The following is a 16,592-nucleotide window of genomic DNA, read 5'->3' as shown; positions in this document are numbered from 1 at the left end:
GTGAATCGTAATTGCACGTCGGACATTGGCCAGCCCGGCCATATTCCCCCACCGGGATAAGGTGAGCTAAAGCGGGCTGACGAACCCTTGATCATCTCCTCGTAGGTTCCACCTATCACCAGGGCGATCTCCCGCTCGTACCACGACCGTGCGACGAATGCTGCCCCTACTATTAGAACGATAAGGCAAGCCCACCGACGCCTAGTCATCGAAAGGTATCCAGGGCTCAGCAACATTGAGGATGATCTTGTAGCGTTCTTCTTCGGGGTGTTTGCGGTCTTCAAAACGATGCACCATGAGCATGGCCTGATATCGGTCGCCGGCATACCAATCAGTAGCGCCTCCCTTGTTGACATCCCTCAGCTGAGCACGCCATTGGGGCGTATCGGCAAAGGGTGGATATATTTTGTTCTTTCTATCGATCCATCCGCCGCGACGCCATTGGTCCTGGAGATCCAAGACAACCTTCAATGCATCATCGAGCAACAAGGGTTCGGTCTGCGGAGATATAACCAAACTCTGAATAATGTTGCCCTTGAATACGACAAATACGTCAGCGCTTTTTGGCGTGATAAATCCATACTGCGGATCGGTGAATCGTAACTGCACGTCGGACTTTGCCTCGCCCCCCCATATTCCCCCACCGGGATAAGGTGAACTAAAGCGGGCTGACGAACCCTTGATCATCTCCTCGTAGGTTCCGCCTATCACTAGGGCGATCTCTCGCTCGTACCACGACCGTGCGACGAATGCTGCCCATACTGTCAGCAGTGCTAGACAAAACCAGTATCGCCGCTTCATCGGACGCCCGATCCTTCGGCGATATCCTTGATCGACTGCTCCAGCAAGGGTCGATTCCCGTCGCCCAGCATCTCATCAAAACGCGCCGCTGCTTGCATTACGAAGGCTATGCGCTGCTTGTAATCTGACAAGTCTGCAAACGGGTTGCTGCTGAATTCGAGGGTGCGCCCATCCTCGACCGGCTGGCATTGGCTCGCCAGGGTCAGCTCAATGGCTTGAGCCACCCCCGAAGGAAATCCGGTGACATAGGACGCATGGTTGCCGCGCAAAAGCAGTTTAAGCTGTGGATCTTCGTAAATGGTCGGTTGCAGAATATTGCGCTGCTCATGCTCCGCCAATTGCCGCACGCTCTCGGCAATATCTCCCTTTTCTATTGCCTTGAAGGCATCGAGAATTTGGTAATACCGAACACCAAACTCAAGCTTTTTCTGCCCCACCGGCCACAATACCGGAAACTTCGGATGACCAAAAATGCCCTTCCGTTCATCAAGACAGGTCCTTAACTCTTCTAGCCCACGCTTTTTGTAAAACGCATGCAGCGGGAAGATATCGAGAAACAACGTGGTATTACCCAGCGCCATCATGTCGTAGACATGCTGGAACTGTTGCTGCATCAAGGATGAGGGTTCCCCGCCCAGGCCAAGGTCGCTCAGGGGAACGGGATTATTGCTGCGGGCGGCTCGGTAATCGTCCAGCGCCTGCTGATCCGTATCTTTGAAGATATGAGCCCCGAGGAAGCCGGGATTCGATGCCGCATTGGAGTCGATCAAGCGCTGCCTGGCGTCGCGCTCAGCCTGGATAACCTCAGTCATACTCGCGGCATGCAACAACCCGCAACCGACTTGCTTGGAGGCAAAGGCTGCCAGCCCGGCCCACTGAAAGCGGTTGTCGTGCAGTCACAACCGGGCATAGGCGGCGTTGATCACGCGATTGCGTTCGATGGGGTCGGCGATCAGGACGCCGCCGGGGGCGACGATTTCTTCGGCTTCGCGCTGGAAGACTCGCCAGATTCCCGAGCAAGTCAAAAACGGCACGTCAACAACGTCCTGCATGACCCCGTACAACTCGATCCTGTGCGTCTCGCACTCTTCGATCGGTTTGGTGGGGTGGTTCAACAGCTGCGTGTCGCATTCGTGGTCTTTGAAACACTGGGTCATGGGGCTGGCTCCTGGCTAGAATTTCGCCACCGTACCAGCCGAAGAACCGAAGTAAAATATCGCGGAAAAAATGGGGAGACGACCTACAAGCCCTGCTGAAAGACCGTACAAACACAGCAGAAAAAGCCTACAACTCTCCTGCCCGCGGACACCGAAAATCCCACGCCCAACCCATTCCAACCGGCCCTTGCGCGAAAGTGCCTAGCGCAAGCACGAGGTTTCTGAACTCGATAATTCTGAATTCAGGAATAAAAACTCGGCGTCGGCGGCTTCTGCTTCAAGGCCCACTCACCCCGTTCACGGATGCGGTAATCCACCGGGTCGTGGAGGGTCTGGGTTCTCAGGTTGCGCCAGTAGCGGTCGAAGCGTCGCGAGGCATTGGTGGCGCGGGCGCCGGTCACTTCAAACAGCCGGGAGCACAGGTCCAGGCCGACCCGCGTGGCATGAACCTTGGCGCTGCCGATGGCCAGCGCCAGGTTCGCTCGCTGTTCGGCGCCCAGTTGATCGCCGGTGATCCACGCTTTATCGAACAACCCGTTGGCCCGTTCGGTCAGGGCACGTACCGCTTCCAGCCCGACCCAGAACTCGCCGTAATGGGCCAGCAGATAAGGGTCATCGACCGCGCAGTCGACCTCGGATTTGAACCAGGGCCGCGCCTCGTGGGTGGTGTAGTGCCGCGCCTGTTCAAAGGCGCCTTCGGCAATGCCGAGGAACAGATTAACGAATGTCAGTTGCGCTAACAGCGGCCGCAAGCTGGAAAACACCGTACTCAGGGGGCCGGGTTCCAGCAGCAGTTCATGCGCGTGTCCAGCGGGTTAAGGGCATTGCCCCAGAACCAGCGCATCGCGCTCGGCGGCAGTGGTGGCCCAGTCGGGGGCTAGAAGACGGCCAATCTCTATAGGATCGCTGGGGATGGTCACAGAAAACTCCTTTTCAAACAGCGCATAAGGTGTTGAATTAAAAAGATAACGCTGTAGGAGCGGGCCTGCTCGCGATGGAGCGCGAAGCGGTCCCAACTGCTTCGCAGCCGATTCGCAGCCTTCGGTAGCGCCTACAGGTCCTGCGTTACAGGGCAAACAACCGGGCGGCCTCGTCGTTGGCCGATTTCTTACCGGCCCGAACGTCAAACGCGCCCCCGGTCAACACCTGATCACGGACCGTGACCGGCGTTTTGCCCAGCCGCGGGAACACCAGTTCGGCAAAGCGGAACGCTTCTTCCAAGTGCGGGTAGCCGGACAATACAAAACGATCAACCCCAAGCTCGACGTATTCCTTCAGGCGAGCGGCCACGGTTTCAGGGTCGCCGACCAGCGCCGTACCCGCGCCGCCACGTACCAGACCCGGGCCGGCCCACAGGTTAGGCGAGACTTCCAACTTGTCGCGTCGTCCGCCGTGCAAAGCGGTCATCCGGCGTTGACCTTCGGAATCCATCTTGGCGTAGTTCTGCTGGGCATCGGCAATCGTGTCGTCGTCAAGGTGGCTGATCAACTCCTCGGCGGCGGCCCAAGCCTGCTCATTGGTTTCCCGCACAATCACGTGCAAACGCACGCCAAAATGCACGGTGCGGCCATGTTTTTTGGCGCGTGCCCGTACATCTGTGATCTTCTCGGCCACGGCCGCTGGCGGCTCACCCCAGGTCAAGTAGGCTTCCACGTGCTTGGCTGCCAGCTCATGGGCAGCCGGCGAAGACCCGCCAAAATACAGGGGCGGGTGCGGTTGTTGAACCGGTTTAAAGAAGTTCTGCGCACCTTCGACCCGCACGTGCTTACCGGCGTAATCCACGGTCTCGCCGCTGAGCAACTGACGCCACACCGTGAGGAACTCATCGGCAGCTTCGTAGCGCTGATCGTGGTCGAGAAAAATACCGTCGGCGGCCAATTCGGTCGCGTCGCCACCGGGCACCACATTCAGCAGCAGCCGTCCGTTACTGGCTTGGTCTAGGGTGGCCGCCTGACGGGCCGACGCTGTTGGGTTGCCCAACGACGTGCGCAATGCCACCAACAGTTTGATGCGATGGGTCACCGGCACCCGGCTGGCAGCGGTGATCCACGGGTCCAGGCAACTCGCGCCGGTGGGAATCAATACGCCGTCATAACCGAGGCTCTCGGCAGCCACCGTGATTTGGCGCATGTACTCATTGGTGGCTGGCCGGCCGCTGTCGGAACGGCCCAGATAACGGGTGTCACCGGAGGTGGGAAGAAACCAAAAAATATCGACACTCATCAACACGGTCCTCGCTGCAAAAATCAAGACGTCCACCCTCGGGTTTGATAGCGGGGCGACGTGTACTGCAACGCAGGGCCGGCAGGGCTCTATGGGGTGCTTGCTTGAGCAAGTCTGAGGCGGTGCCGATGCTTCAGGTTTGCAAGCACCGTACCAGACTCGCAGGTCGTTGATTTATAACGATAAGCCCAATGTTCATCGAGCGCGTTAGTGTTGCTGAAAGGGCTAATTGTTGAAACGCTGTTGGCAGGGCAACAGTTGTTGCCTACGGCGGCGTCACCCGATAGTGATGGGCCACCAGCACCGCGATGGCACAGGACGCAATGCGGGCTTCCCCCGAGTCAGCGCGGCTGGTCAATATAATCGGGATTTTTGCGCCGAGCACGATACCGGCGCTGGCGGCGCCGCTCAGGTATTCCAGCTGCTTGACGAGCATATTGCCGCTTTCCAGATCAGGCACGACCAGGATGTCGGCTTTACCAGAAACGGGTGAATGGATGCCCTTGATCCGCGCTGCCGCCACGGAAATCGCGTTGTCGAACGCCAGGGGGCCGTCGAGAACCGCCCCGGTGATCTGGCCGCGATCGGCCATTTTGCACAGCGCGGCGGCATCAAGGGTGGCGGGCATGTTGGCGTTGACCATTTCCACCGCAGCCAGGATTGCCACATGTGGATCGCTAACGCCGAGGATATGCGCCAGATCGATGGCATTGCGCACGATGTCCACTTTGTCGACTAGGGTCGGCAAGATGTTGATTGCGGCGTCGGTGATGATAAAAGGGCGCGGGTAAAACGGGGTTTGCATGACGAAGCAATGGGTGATCCGTCGCTTGGTACGCAGTTGCGCCGCAGAGGGCACCACGGCGGACATGAGTTCGTCGGTGTGCAAGCTGCCTTTCATCAGGGCTTCGACCTGACCGTCCCGGGCCATTTCCGCACCACGTACAGCAGCGGCGTGGCTGTGGGGTACGTCTTCAATGCTAAGGCCGGAAAGGTCGTGATTGCCCTTGGCCGCCAGCGCTTCCAGTTTTGCCCTTGGGCCAATCAAAATCGGATGGATCAACCCTGCATCACGGGCATTTAGAGCGGCTTCAAAACTCACGTCGTCGCACGGATGCACGACGCCGACGCGGATCGGTTCCAGTGCATGGCAGGCGTGCAGCAAACGGTGCAGGCCGTCGGCGCTGTGGCGCAACTCGACACCTGGCAGGCTGACCCGTTGCACATCGATATGCTCACTGGCGGCGTGGACCAGGGATTCACCTTCCAATACCACCATGCCTTCTTGGTTGATGCCGCTGCAGGCCAACGTTAGTAACTGCCGCGCTGGATCACGGGCGGTAACGGTGACCGAGACGGTCAGCGTGTCGCCGATGCGTACCGGGGCAAGGAACTTGAGGGTTTGTCCCAGGGATACAGAGCCGGGCCCCGGCAATCGAGTACCGATCAACGCCGAAATCAACGCGCCACCCCACATGCCATGGGCGAAAACCGTGTTGAAGTGGGTAGTGGCGGCGAATTCAGGATCGACGTAAAGCGGATTCACATCGCCGGAGACCAGCGCGAACAACTGGATGTCCTGCGCGGTCAGGGTCCGCTCCAGAGAGGCCGATTCGCCGACGACGATGTCCTCGAAAGACCGATTATGCAGGCGTTCCAGGTCGTCGGGTTTGATCGGTAAAGAAGTGGTCATGGTGTTGATCCCGGATACGAATGTGAAGGGCATCGTGATTCTGTAGGAGCGTGTTTAGCGAGGCGGCGTGACGGATACACCGCATTCAGCGTTTCGCCAACACGTTGTCTCCTACAGAAAACCTCAACTCTCAACCGGCGTGTGCGACCAGAACCGGCTGCCGTCGCGGGCGGCGAGGTCTTCGTATTGGCGGTACTTTTCATCGACCCAACGCTGCGCGGCATCGAGCAAGTCGACGGCGGTTTTAGCGTCGGTTTTGGCCAGTGAACTGTAGCGGGTTTCGTTGTAGGCGTAGTCCTTGAGGGTAATGGTCGGGCGTGGCGAGTCAAGCTGGAACGGGTTGGCGCCGACCTTGCGCATTTCCGGGTTGTAGCGAAACAGCGGCCAGTATCCGCTGGCGGTGGCCAACTCCTGCTGGTGCATGCCTTGGCGCATGTCGATGCCGTGGGCGATGCAGTGACTGTAGGCGAGAATCAGCGAAGGCCCGTCGTAAGCCTCGGCTTCACGGAACGCCTGTAACGCATGCTGGGGATTGGCGCCCATGGCAATTTGCGCGACGTAGACATTGCCATAGGCAATTGCCAGCATGGCCAAGTCTTTGCGTGGCACCCGTTTACCGGCCGTGGCGAATTTTGCTACGGCAGCCAATGGCGTGGCTTTGGATGACTGGCCGCCGGTATTGGAATACACCTCCGTGTCGAGCACCAACACATTCACATCGCGACCTTGGGCCAGCACATGGTCAAGCCCGCCGTAGCCGATGTCGTAGGCCCAGCCATCGCCGCCTACCAACCAGATGCTGCGGCGCACGAGGTGATCGACTACCGACAGCAGATCCGCTGCGCGCTCGTCCTTGGCTTCAAGCTGCAGCAGCTTGACCTTCAGTTCAGCGACACGCTCGCGCTGGGTGCGGATTTCCGATTCCTGAATCTGCGGCGCATGAATGATCGCCGTTGCCAGGTCTTCGCCCACCAATGGTGCCAGTTCGGCAACCCGCCGCAGGGCCAGCGCCACATGTTGGTCCGCCGCGAGCCGGTAACCCAGACCAAATTCGGCGTTGTCTTCGAACAGCGAGTTGGACCACGCCGGACCACGGCCCTCGTGGTTTTTGGTCCAAGGCGTAACCGGCAGATTGCCGCCGTAGATTGAGGAGCAGCCGGTGGCGTTGGCGATTTGCAGCCGATCGCCGAACAGCTGGCTTAGCAACCGCAGGTAAGGCGTTTCGCCACACCCGGCGCAGGCACCCGGAAACTCGAACAGCGGTTGCAGGAATTGCACGCCGCGAATGTGGGAGAAGTCCACCAGTGAACGATCGTTGACCGGCAGGCTTTCGAAGAAATGAATATTGGCGCGTTCGCGTTCCAGAATCGGCAGTTTGTCGACGATGTTCAGCGCCTTGACCGCAGGATCAGTCAGGCTGATCGCCGGGCAGGCTTCGACGCACAGGCCGCAGCCGGTGCAGTCTTCCAGATAAATTTGTAACGAGAAGCGTGCTTCCGGGTAGCCACGGGCGTTGATCGGGGCCGAGGGGAAACCCTCGGGGGCGCGGGTGAGTCGGTCTTCATGGTAATAGCGGGCGCGAATCACCGCGTGGGGACAAACGAAGCTGCATTGTCCGCACTGAATGCACAGGTCTTGGTCCCACTCGGGCACGGTGTCGGCAATGTTGCGTTTTTCGTAGGCGCTGGTCCCGGACGGGAAGGTGCCGTCCACCGGCAACTGGCTGACCGGGATGTAGTCGCCACGGCTGGCGAACATTTTTGCGGTGAAGGTTTGAACAAAAGCCGGTGCTGCCTCGGGCACCAGCGCCGGCAGTTCGGTCACGCTGCTGATGCTGGCTGGGACCTTGACGTGATGCAGGCGTTCCAACGCGCCGTCCACGGCGGTGAAGTTCATCTGCACCACGTCTTCGCCTTTGCGGCCGTAGCTTTTGCGGATGGCTTTTTTGATTTGGGCGATGGCATCTTCCCGGGGCAAAACGCCAGACAGGGCGAAGAAACAGGTCTGCAACAGAGTATTGGTGCGGGTGCCGAGGCCCAGTTCACGGGCGGCCGCCGACGCATCGATGACGTAGAAGTCGAGTTTCTTTTCAATAATCGTGGCCTGCACCGGCCGGGGCAGATGGGCCCACACCGTGTCGGCGTCGTACGGCGCATTGAGCAGAAAGGTCGCCCCAGGCGCGGCCAGTCCGAGCAAGTCCTGACGTTCCAGAAAGTCGAACTTGTGGCAGGCGACAAACCCAGCCTGGGCGATCAGATACGGCGCGTGGATCGGCTCCGGGCCGAAGCGCAGGTGGGAAATGGTTTGCGCGCCGGACTTGTGCGAGTCGTAGACAAAATAACCCTGGGCATACAGGTCGGTGTCTTCACCGATGATCTTCACGCTGTTCTTGTTCGCACCCACCGTGCCGTCGGCCCCCAAGCCATAGAACACTGCGCGGGTGACGTTGGGTTTTTCGATGCTGAACGCCGGGTCCCACGGCAGGCTTAAGTGGCTGACGTCATCGTAGATACCAATGGTGAAACTGTGCAGCGGCTGCGGATTAAGCAAGGCGTCGTAGACGGCTTTGGCCATCGCCGGAGTGAAGTCCTTGTTGGAAATGCCGTAGCGACCGCCGACCACCAACGGCAGGCTTTTCCGTTCGCCTCGGGAAAACGCGTTGGCGAGACTGGCGATCACGTCCAGATACAGCGGCTCACCGGTGGCACCGGGTTCTTTGGTTTGCTCCAGCACCGCGATGCGTTGCACCGAAGTCGGCAGCGCCGCCAGCAAATGCTCGGCGGAGAATGGGCGGTAGAGACGAACCTGCACCACACCGACTTTCTCACCCGAGGCATTTAGCACCTTGAGGGTTTCACGCACGGTTTCAGCCCCGGCGCCCATCAGGATGATCACCCGGGTGGCGTCTTCGGCGCCGTAGTATTCGAACAACTGATAGTGGCGCCCGGTGAGTTTTTCGAAGCGCTGCATGAGTGTTTCGACGATGCCGGGAACCGCTTGGTAATACGGATTGCTGGCTTCCCGTGCCTGGAAATAGGTGTCGGTGTTGTGCGCGGTACCCCGGATGAACGGGTGTTCCGGGTTCAAGGCGCGGTTACGGTGGGCGCGAATCAGTGACTCGTCGATCAAGTCGCGCAACACGCTTTCGTCCAGCAGCTCCACGGTGTTGAGTTCGTGAGAAGTGCGAAAGCCGTCGAAGAAATTCAGGAACGGCACCCGCGCTTGCAAGGTCGCAGCGTGAGCAATCAGCGCGCAGTCATGGGCTTCTTGAACTGATGCGGCGCTAAGCAGGGCGAAGCCGGTCATGCGTGCGGCCATGACGTCCGAGTGGTCGCCAAAAATCGACAAGGCCGAGGTCGCCAGGGAGCGAGCCGCGACGTGAAACACAGTAGAGGTCAGTTCGCCGGCGATCTTGTACATGTTGGGCAGCATCAACAACAGGCCCTGGGACGCGGTGAAGGTGGTCGTCAGTGCCCCGGATTGCAATGCCCCGTGGACCGCGCCGGCCGCGCCGCCTTCGGCTTGCATCTCCTGCACCAGCGGCAGGTTGCCCCAGAGGTTGAGCTTGCCGGCGGCCATCCATTCATCGGCCAACTCGGCCATGGTCGAAGACGGGGTGATCGGGTAGATCGCACACACTTCGCTGAGTTGATAGGCGACCAGCGCCACCGCCGTATTGGCGTCCATCGTGCTGCGCTTGTTCATCGTGCACTCTCCACAGCGGCGGCGGCATCGAGGGTCATATCGATGGCGTGGCAGGGGCATTGATCGAAACACACGGCGCAACCGGTGCAGAGGCCCATATTCACCTCGTAGCTAGCGTCTGGCCCGAGCTTGATGATGGCGTCCTCGGGACAGGCAGCGAAGCAGTTGTCGCATTCGTAGCAATTGCCGCAGGACAAGCAGCGCCGGGCTTCATGCTGTGCCTGAGCGGCGCTGAGTCCGCCGACCACTTCGGCAAAACCGATCCGATCATCCAGCTCCAGGGATTTCTGCTGCGAGGGCAGGGCGTCGCTGTAGATCGGCAAGTGCAGGTCGTTGAAATGCACCAGTGGATGACGTTCGGGGGCGGTCCAGATTTGGCCGTTGAGCCAGGCATCGATATGCCGAGCCGCGTGTTTGCCATGGCCGGTGGCGGTAGTCACGGTACGGTTGCCGGGAGTCACGTCGCCACCGGCAAACAATCCAGCGTGGCCGGTCTGCATGCCTGCGCCGACGATCAGCGTACCGTCGGCGGCGAACACCAGGTCCGGGACCAAGCGCAGGAAATCGGTGTCACTGGTCTAGCCCAAGGCGAGGATCAGCGCATCGGCGGGCAATGTTTCAAACTCGCCCGTGGGATGGGCTTTGCCCTCGGCGTCCAGCGACATTTTTTCAACGTTGATGCCTTGGCCGTCGATGCCCTTGATGCTCGACAGCCAACGGATCTTGATCCCTTCTTCCAGCGCTTCTTCGGTTTCGAAGGGCAGGGCTGACATGTGCTCGCGGTCGCGGTGATAAATGATCATCGCGTCTTCGGCACCCAGACGGCGGGCAGTACGCGCTGCATCGATGGCGGTATTGCCGCCGCCGTAAACCATCACCCGACGGCCCAACAGCGGTTTTTCCCCGGTGCCGGCGGCGCGCAATAGACTCACTGCGTCATACACCTTGACGGCGTCACGGGCCGGGATGTCGATGTGGCGCCCGACTTGCGCGCCAATCGACAGCAGCACCGCATCGAAACCGCCATTGGTTTGCTCAAGCAACACATCATCGACCTTGCGGTTAAGCACGATGCGGATGCCGAGGGTTTCCAGACGCGCAATCTCTTGATGTAACACGTCACGGGGCAGACGGTAGGCCGGTATCCCGAAATGCAACATGCCACCAGCGACCGGGCCGGCCTCGTAAATCTCTACCGCATGACCGCGCATCGCCAAGTGCCAGGCGGCGGATAATCCGCACGGCCCAGCGCCGACGATCAGGACGCGCTTGCCGGTAGCGGGCGCGGCCTTGGCGGTCCAGCCGTGTTCCAGGGCTTGGTCGCCGAGGAAACGCTCGACAGCGTGGATGCTAACGCCGCTGTCCAGTTCAGTACGATTGCAGGCCGTTTCGCAAGGGTGGTAGCACACCCGGCCGTGGATGGCGGGGAAGGGGTTGTCAGCAATCAGGCTGTGCCACGCCGCCTGATAGTCACCCGCCTGGGCCAAGGCCAACCACGCCTGAATGTTTTCCCCCGCCGGACAGCCATCGTTACAGGGCGGGAGCAGGTCGTGATAGACCGGATGGCTGATGCGCACGGCACCGGTGACCTGACGCTTGGTCAGGTCAATGCCAGGACTCATGTCATGGTTCAAGGATTTCACGGTGGGCCTCTCATCGGCTAAACGGACTGGCCAGGTGTTTCTAGTTTTAGGGGGTGGCGATTACGGCAACCGGGCGTGCTTTTGCGTGGCCTTTTGGGCCGGTTTCGAGCAGGAATATGGCCAGGACGATGGCAATCACAATGCCGCCCAGCAGCCAGGCGCCTGCTTGCTGAAACACCGGCAGGCTCAAGGGATGACCGTCGGCGATGCCGGCCAGCAGATGGCCGAATACCGGGGTGAGCAATGCGCTGAAGGTGAACACCAGGAAGTTGATCGCGCCGGTGGCGCTGCCCTTTACGTTGTCCGGGTTAACTTCCTTGATGATCGAGTAAGGGATCATCGCAGCGCCCGAGCCAATGCCCAGCAGCAGGCCGAACACGTACGGCGGCGCGATGCCCGCCGGCAGGTAAAGAATCGCGGCACTGGCGACCAGCATCAGCAGCGCGCCGCCGATCAATACCGGCTTGCGCCGCCCAAGATGGTCGGAGATATAACCCAGCAGCGGGCAACCGATGACCCAACCCAAGGGGATCATGCTGCTGCGGTTCACTGCTTCGGCGTAGCCCACCGACAGCCCGTCACGCAGAAACGGCAGGCCCCAGATCATGTCGCCAATGGTGGTCGGCAGGAACAACAGGCCCGCAGTGAATCCACACAGGTATGACTGCGGGTTGCTCAAGACTTTTTTATACGGGGCGAACACCGAACCCAAGGAATTGCTGCTGCCGACCGGTCGGGTGTCGTGGCCTTTGGGGGTCACGAACATGACCAATACAGCGATAACGAACAGGCATCCAGCGGCGATGAACCAGAACTGCTGCCAAGGGATGGTGCCGTGGATGATCGGCCCCACTGCGAACTGACCGGCAAAGCCACCCATCATGCCGAAGCACTGAGTAAAACCGACAGCGGTGGCCAGATAGCGGGGCGGGAAACCGTGGGTTGCCAAATAGACCGCGCCGGTGAACGCGCAAGCCGAACCGGCCCCTTGCAGCAAACGACCCAATTGCGCGACCTGCAACTCGCCCAGGCCAAACATCGCCGCGCCGAGGGCAACCATGATAATCCCGGCCGGTATGACGTACTTGGCGCCCAGCCGATCCAGCGCGGCACCGGCAATGATCGAGAACACCGAGTAGGTGTAGTAATAAAGCCCCACCAGCGCACTGACCGCCACCACATCCCGGCCAAACGCCGACGTCAGCTCCGGCATCATCACGCCGGGAGCCGAGCGCAGGGCGTATTGCACAAAGTAGAAAAGGGCGCAAAACAGCCACGCGACGACAAAACCCATGTGCAGTCGCTCGGACCGCACGGGGATAGTTCCTGAGAAGGCAGGGGGCATGGCGGTGGCCTTGGTTGGCGGTAATAGCGAAACCTAATCCTGCCCCATGATGAATAACCTGCTCTGGATCAATAGATGTGCAGATGGTCATGGAACACCGGTATTTCTGTGGCGCCAACTCGTTGGCGCAGCAGTATGGCTGGCACCTCTGGGTGAACATCTCGACCACCTGTGGGTGACTGGGCTTAGCTTGATCTGTGACAAATACACGTCACCGGTAATACCCGATCATTGCACTCGGACTTTCCTCCAGTAGCCATTAAGGGCGTGACTTTATGAACGTGCTTGACCACCGCAAACCAATGGAGAGCGCGCCGCTGTTCCGTCTGGCCTTCAGGCCACTGTTTCTGGCGGGCTGTGTGTTGGCGTTTCTGGTCATGCCGCTTTGGCTGGCCGCTTTCAGTGGCCTGTTCTCGGGTTGGCAACCCGCAGGCGGCTGGCTGGCGTGGCACCGGCATGAATTACTGTTCGGCTTCGCCCTGGCGATTATCGCGGGCTTTTTGCTGACGGCCGTGCAGGCGTGGACCGGTCGTGTGGGCCTCAGCGGCGGGCCGTTGGTGGCATTGGCGCTGTTGTGGGTGTTGGCACGAGTGGCCTGGCTGGCAAATGTGCCATGGCCATTGCTCGTGGTTCTGGAGTTGGCGTTTCCATTGGCCGTCGCAGCAGTGATGGGGTTGACCCTGTGGAAGGTGCGGCAGAAACGTAATTACCCGATCGTGTTGATGCTGCTGTTGCTGGCCTCGGCTGACGGGTTGTCCTTGTACGGCTTAGTAGAAGGCCGCGAAGACTGGCAGCGTCAGGGTGTATTGACCGGTATCTGGCTGGTGGCGGCGATGATGGGGTTGATCGGTGGACGGATCATTCCGTTTTTCACCCAGCGGGGCCTCGGACGGGAGGAGGGCGTTACGGCATGGCCGTGGCTGGACCGGCTGCTGTTGATCGGCTCGCCGTTGGTGGCGGTGCTGTATGCCGCAGGACCTGCGCTGACCCCCAACGTCTGGGTTGGATTGTTATTTGCGGTGCTGGCGGCCGGGCATGGGTTACGTTTGGTGCGTTGGCATGATCGGGCGCTATGGCGCGTGCCGTTGCTATGGTCGCTGCACCTGGCCTATGGCTGGTTGGCGGTGGCTTGTTTGGGCATGGCGCTGTGGCATTTTGGGGTGTCGGTGCGGCCAAGCCTGGTGCTGCATTGCCTGACGGTAGGCGCCATGGGCGGCCTGGTTTTGGCCATGATCGCGCGGATCAGTCTCGGGCATACGGGCCGTGCGCTCGAGCCGCCAGCAGGAATGACGGTGGCGTTCATTGCGCTGAACTTGGCGTGCCTCAGCCGGGTTGGGTTGGTGCTGTTCTTTCCGTTGGGGGCCTTGTGGCTGGCGGGGTTGTGCTGGGCGTTGGCCTTCGTCGTATACGTCTGGCGCTATGGGCCGATGCTGCTACGGGCGCGCGTTGACGGCCGTCCAGGATGATCTGAAGGCGAGCCCCGCTATTGGCGCCGTCAAGCGCCTGCAACCGAAAACCATTTGCCGTGAATTCCCACGGTTATTGTTGATTCCCGTCAAGGCCGTGCGTGTCGGTATCACTAGACTTGCAGCGCATTTTCGCTCCTGAGCTGATGAGGAATAACCATGCAATTGGTCTGCCCGGCAGGGAATCTGCCTGCGCTTAAAGCCGCAGTACGCCAAGGCGCCGATGCCGTTTACGTCGGTTTTCGTGATGACACCAATGCTCGGCATTTCGCCGGGTTGAATATGGATGACAAGCAGTTCGACGCCGCTGTCGCCTTTATCCGTCAACACAAACGCAAACTCTATGTCGCGGTCAATACCTACCCTCAGCCCAAGGGATGGCAGCGCTGGCAGCGGGCAGTGGATCGCGCCGCTGACTTGGGCGTAGACGCACTGATCGCCGCCGACCCCGGGGTCTTGCAGTACGCCAGTCAGCGTCACCCGCAACTGGCGTTACACCTATCAGTCCAGGGTTCGGCCACCCATGCCACCGCATTGGCGTTCTACGCGCAGCGCTACGGAATTCGCCGCGCTGTGTTGCCGCGCGTACTGTCATTGGCCCAAGTGCGTCAGGTCGTGACCACCAGCCCGGTGCCGATCGAAGTCTTCGGCTTTGGCAGTCTGTGCATCATGGCCGAGGGGCGCTGTCACCTATCTTCCTATATCACCGGCGAATCTCCGAATCTCTGTGGGGTCTGCTCACCGGCCAAGGCCGTCCGTTGGAGCGAAGACGCCCACGGCTTGAGCGCGCGCTTGAGTGAAGTCTTGATTGACCGCTACACCCCCGACGAACCCGCCGGCTATCCGACCTTGTGCAAAGGCCGTTTTCTGGTGGGCGGCAAGCGCTTTCATGCGCTGGAGGAACCGACCAGCCTCAACACCCTCGACCTGTTGCCGGAGCTGACGGCCATCGGCGTCGCAGCGGTAAAAATCGAAGGCCGCCAGCGCAGTCCGGCCTACGTCGAACAAGTGACCCGCGTCTGGCGCGCCGCGCTGGACGCCCATCGCGGCTCGCCGAGCAACTTTCGGGTCAAGGATGAATGGCGTCAGGTGCTGGCCGGATTATCCGAAGGTAACCAGACCACCTTGGGTGCCTACCATCGATCATGGCAATAAGGGACTGAACATGAAGCTCAGCTTGGGACCGGTCCTGTTTTATTGGGACAAAGCGCAACTCAGTGACTTTTACGCAGAAATGTCCACCTTGCCCCTGGACGTGATTTATCTGGGAGAAACCGTGTGCTCGAAACGTCGGGCGTTTTCCTTGGACCAATGGCTGGGTCTGGGCCGTGAGTTGCAAGAATGCAGCCACGCGCAGTTGGTGCTTTCCAGCCTGACCCTGATCGAAGCCGCGTCCGAGCTTTCCACCCTGCGCCGTCTGTGCGACAACGGCCAGTTACTGGTGGAAGCCAATGACATGGGCGCCGTGCAGCTTCTCGCCGAGCGCAACTTACCCTTCGTTGGCGGCCCGGCGCTCAATCTGTACAACGGCCATGCGCTGGCGCAACTGCTGGACTGCGGCATGACCCGCTGGGTGCCACCGGTGGAATGTTCGGCGGCACTGATACGTGACGTGATCGAGCAAGTGGGTGAGCTGGGCCGTGAAGTGCCGGAAATCGAAATCTTCGCTTATGGGCAGTTGCCGTTGGCCTATTCCGCTCGCTGCTTCACTGCCAGGGCGCAAAACCGACCCAAAGACGATTGCCAGTTCTGCTGCATCAACTACCCCGACGGTTTGGCCCTGACCAGTCAGGAAGGCCAGCCGTTGTTCACCCTCAACGGTATCCAAACGATGTCAGCGCAGGTGACTAATCTGCTGGCTGATTATTCCGGTTTGGTGGCCTGCGGTGCCGATCTGCTGCGTCTGAGTCCACGTGCCCAGGGCATGGCCGAGGTGATCGAAGCCTATCAACGTGTTCGGACAGGAGAAACGCCGCCGTTGTTCGTCGAAGGCTGCAACGGTTACTGGCATGGCCAGGCCGGCATGTTGCGCGTCGAGGAGGCCGGGCTATGTTGAACCGAAAAAAATGGCTGTTGAAAGCCGCCGACCGGCTATTACCGCTGGTGCGCCGGGTGCCGTTTGCCGTGCAGCGCCTGGCGTTGCAACAGTCGCTGAATCGCTGTCTCGCCGAGCCATTGCGCGAGGGTGAATTTGAGCTGCTGCGCGGTCGTTGGTTATGCCTGCGAATACCGGACTTGGGTTTGATCTGGAACTTGACCTTGGGCGATGAGGGCTTGCAGATTGCCGAGCACGCTACGGCACAGGTAACCATCAGCGGTAACTGGCGTGAGTTCTTACTCCTAGCCAGCCGTCAGGAAGACCCCGACACGCTGTTTTTCCGCCGAAGGTTAGTCATTGAGGGCGATACCGAGCTGGGATTGGCAATGAAAAACCTGATCGACAGCCTCGACCCCGATGTCTTGCCGGTGTGGTTATGGCGCAATCTCGAGCGGGCAGGGAAGGGGTTGTCGGCGGGATAACGCTTCCCTCAATTCACCGCATTTTCAAGATCGCCAGCG

At 60.1% G+C, this 16,592-nt stretch carries 13 protein-coding genes and 1 pseudogene; 4 read left to right on the top strand and 10 right to left on the bottom strand.

The features are described from left to right. Positions 1–201 precede the first annotated feature (201 nt). The 10 genes and pseudogenes from RHM65_RS20535 to RHM65_RS20490 all read right to left on the bottom strand — a co-directional run bounded on the left by RHM65_RS20535 (position 202) and on the right by RHM65_RS20490 (position 12,537). Entirely contained in the window at positions 202–687 is a 486-nt protein-coding gene (locus tag RHM65_RS20535) for a hypothetical protein (protein WP_322169559.1), read from the bottom strand. A 110-nt stretch (positions 688–797) separates the two neighbouring features. Beyond that, the gene (locus RHM65_RS20530) at positions 798–1,697 is read right to left on the bottom strand and encodes a DUF2515 family protein (RefSeq protein ID WP_322170894.1); all 900 of its coding nucleotides are present in this window, start codon (positions 1,695–1,697) and stop codon (positions 798–800) included. Continuing rightward, positions 1,698–1,958, bottom strand: coding sequence for a hypothetical protein (locus RHM65_RS20525; RefSeq protein ID WP_322183948.1), 261 nt, complete (start codon positions 1,956–1,958; stop codon positions 1,698–1,700). A gap of 242 nt (positions 1,959–2,200) precedes the next feature. Next, positions 2,201–2,755: pseudogene (locus RHM65_RS20520) on the bottom strand (acyl-CoA dehydrogenase family protein); the annotation flags it as partial. 268 nt (positions 2,756–3,023) lie between these two features. Continuing rightward, positions 3,024–4,181, bottom strand: coding sequence for an FMNH2-dependent alkanesulfonate monooxygenase (gene ssuD, locus RHM65_RS20515; protein WP_322169564.1), 1,158 nt, complete (start codon positions 4,179–4,181; stop codon positions 3,024–3,026). Between the two features lie 265 nt (positions 4,182–4,446). Continuing rightward, entirely contained in the window at positions 4,447–5,874 is a 1,428-nt protein-coding gene (locus RHM65_RS20510) for a bifunctional enoyl-CoA hydratase/phosphate acetyltransferase (protein WP_322169567.1), read from the bottom strand. Positions 5,875–5,997: 123 nt separating this feature from the next. Next, positions 5,998–9,579: a pyruvate:ferredoxin (flavodoxin) oxidoreductase gene (gene nifJ / locus RHM65_RS20505; protein ID WP_322169570.1), complete on the bottom strand. Its 3,582-nt coding sequence runs from the start codon at positions 9,577–9,579 to the stop codon at positions 5,998–6,000. Continuing rightward, positions 9,576–10,133 (bottom strand): 4Fe-4S dicluster domain-containing protein, encoded by a 558-nt coding sequence (locus RHM65_RS20500; RefSeq protein ID WP_322183946.1) that lies wholly within the window; start codon positions 10,131–10,133, stop codon positions 9,576–9,578. Before RHM65_RS20500 ends, nifJ begins: the two co-directional genes overlap by 4 nt. Before the next feature lie 24 nt (positions 10,134–10,157). Beyond that, the gene (locus RHM65_RS20495; RefSeq protein ID WP_322183944.1) at positions 10,158–11,222 is read right to left on the bottom strand and encodes an FAD-dependent oxidoreductase; all 1,065 of its coding nucleotides are present in this window, start codon (positions 11,220–11,222) and stop codon (positions 10,158–10,160) included. A gap of 46 nt (positions 11,223–11,268) precedes the next feature. Next, positions 11,269–12,537 (bottom strand): MFS transporter, encoded by a 1,269-nt coding sequence (locus tag RHM65_RS20490; RefSeq protein WP_322169576.1) that lies wholly within the window; start codon positions 12,535–12,537, stop codon positions 11,269–11,271. A 305-nt stretch (positions 12,538–12,842) separates the two neighbouring features. Between RHM65_RS20490 and RHM65_RS20485 the strand changes: the two genes are divergently transcribed. The 4 genes from RHM65_RS20485 to ubiT all read left to right on the top strand — a co-directional run bounded on the left by RHM65_RS20485 (position 12,843) and on the right by ubiT (position 16,553). Beyond that, a complete protein-coding gene (locus RHM65_RS20485) occupies positions 12,843–14,033 on the top strand; it encodes an NnrS family protein (RefSeq protein ID WP_322169579.1) in 1,191 nt (396 codons plus the stop codon). Between the two features lie 159 nt (positions 14,034–14,192). Further along, complete coding sequence (ubiU, locus tag RHM65_RS20480) at positions 14,193–15,188, top strand: ubiquinone anaerobic biosynthesis protein UbiU (RefSeq protein ID WP_322169582.1); 996 nt, start codon at positions 14,193–14,195, stop codon at positions 15,186–15,188. A gap of 10 nt (positions 15,189–15,198) precedes the next feature. Then, positions 15,199–16,089: a U32 family peptidase gene (locus RHM65_RS20475; protein WP_322169585.1), complete on the top strand. Its 891-nt coding sequence runs from the start codon at positions 15,199–15,201 to the stop codon at positions 16,087–16,089. Then, positions 16,083–16,553, top strand: a complete 471-nt coding sequence (gene ubiT / locus RHM65_RS20470; RefSeq protein WP_322169589.1) for a ubiquinone anaerobic biosynthesis accessory factor UbiT — start codon at positions 16,083–16,085, stop codon at positions 16,551–16,553. The genes RHM65_RS20475 and ubiT overlap by 7 nt, the downstream gene beginning before the upstream one ends. Positions 16,554–16,592: the final 39 nt, after the last annotated feature.

Source organism: Pseudomonas sp. CCI4.2, from assembly GCF_034350045.1.
Classification (GTDB): Bacteria; Pseudomonadota; Gammaproteobacteria; order Pseudomonadales; family Pseudomonadaceae; genus Aquipseudomonas.
The sequence above is the reverse complement of the archived record's forward strand: the minus strand, read 5'-3'. Positions and strand labels throughout refer to the sequence as shown.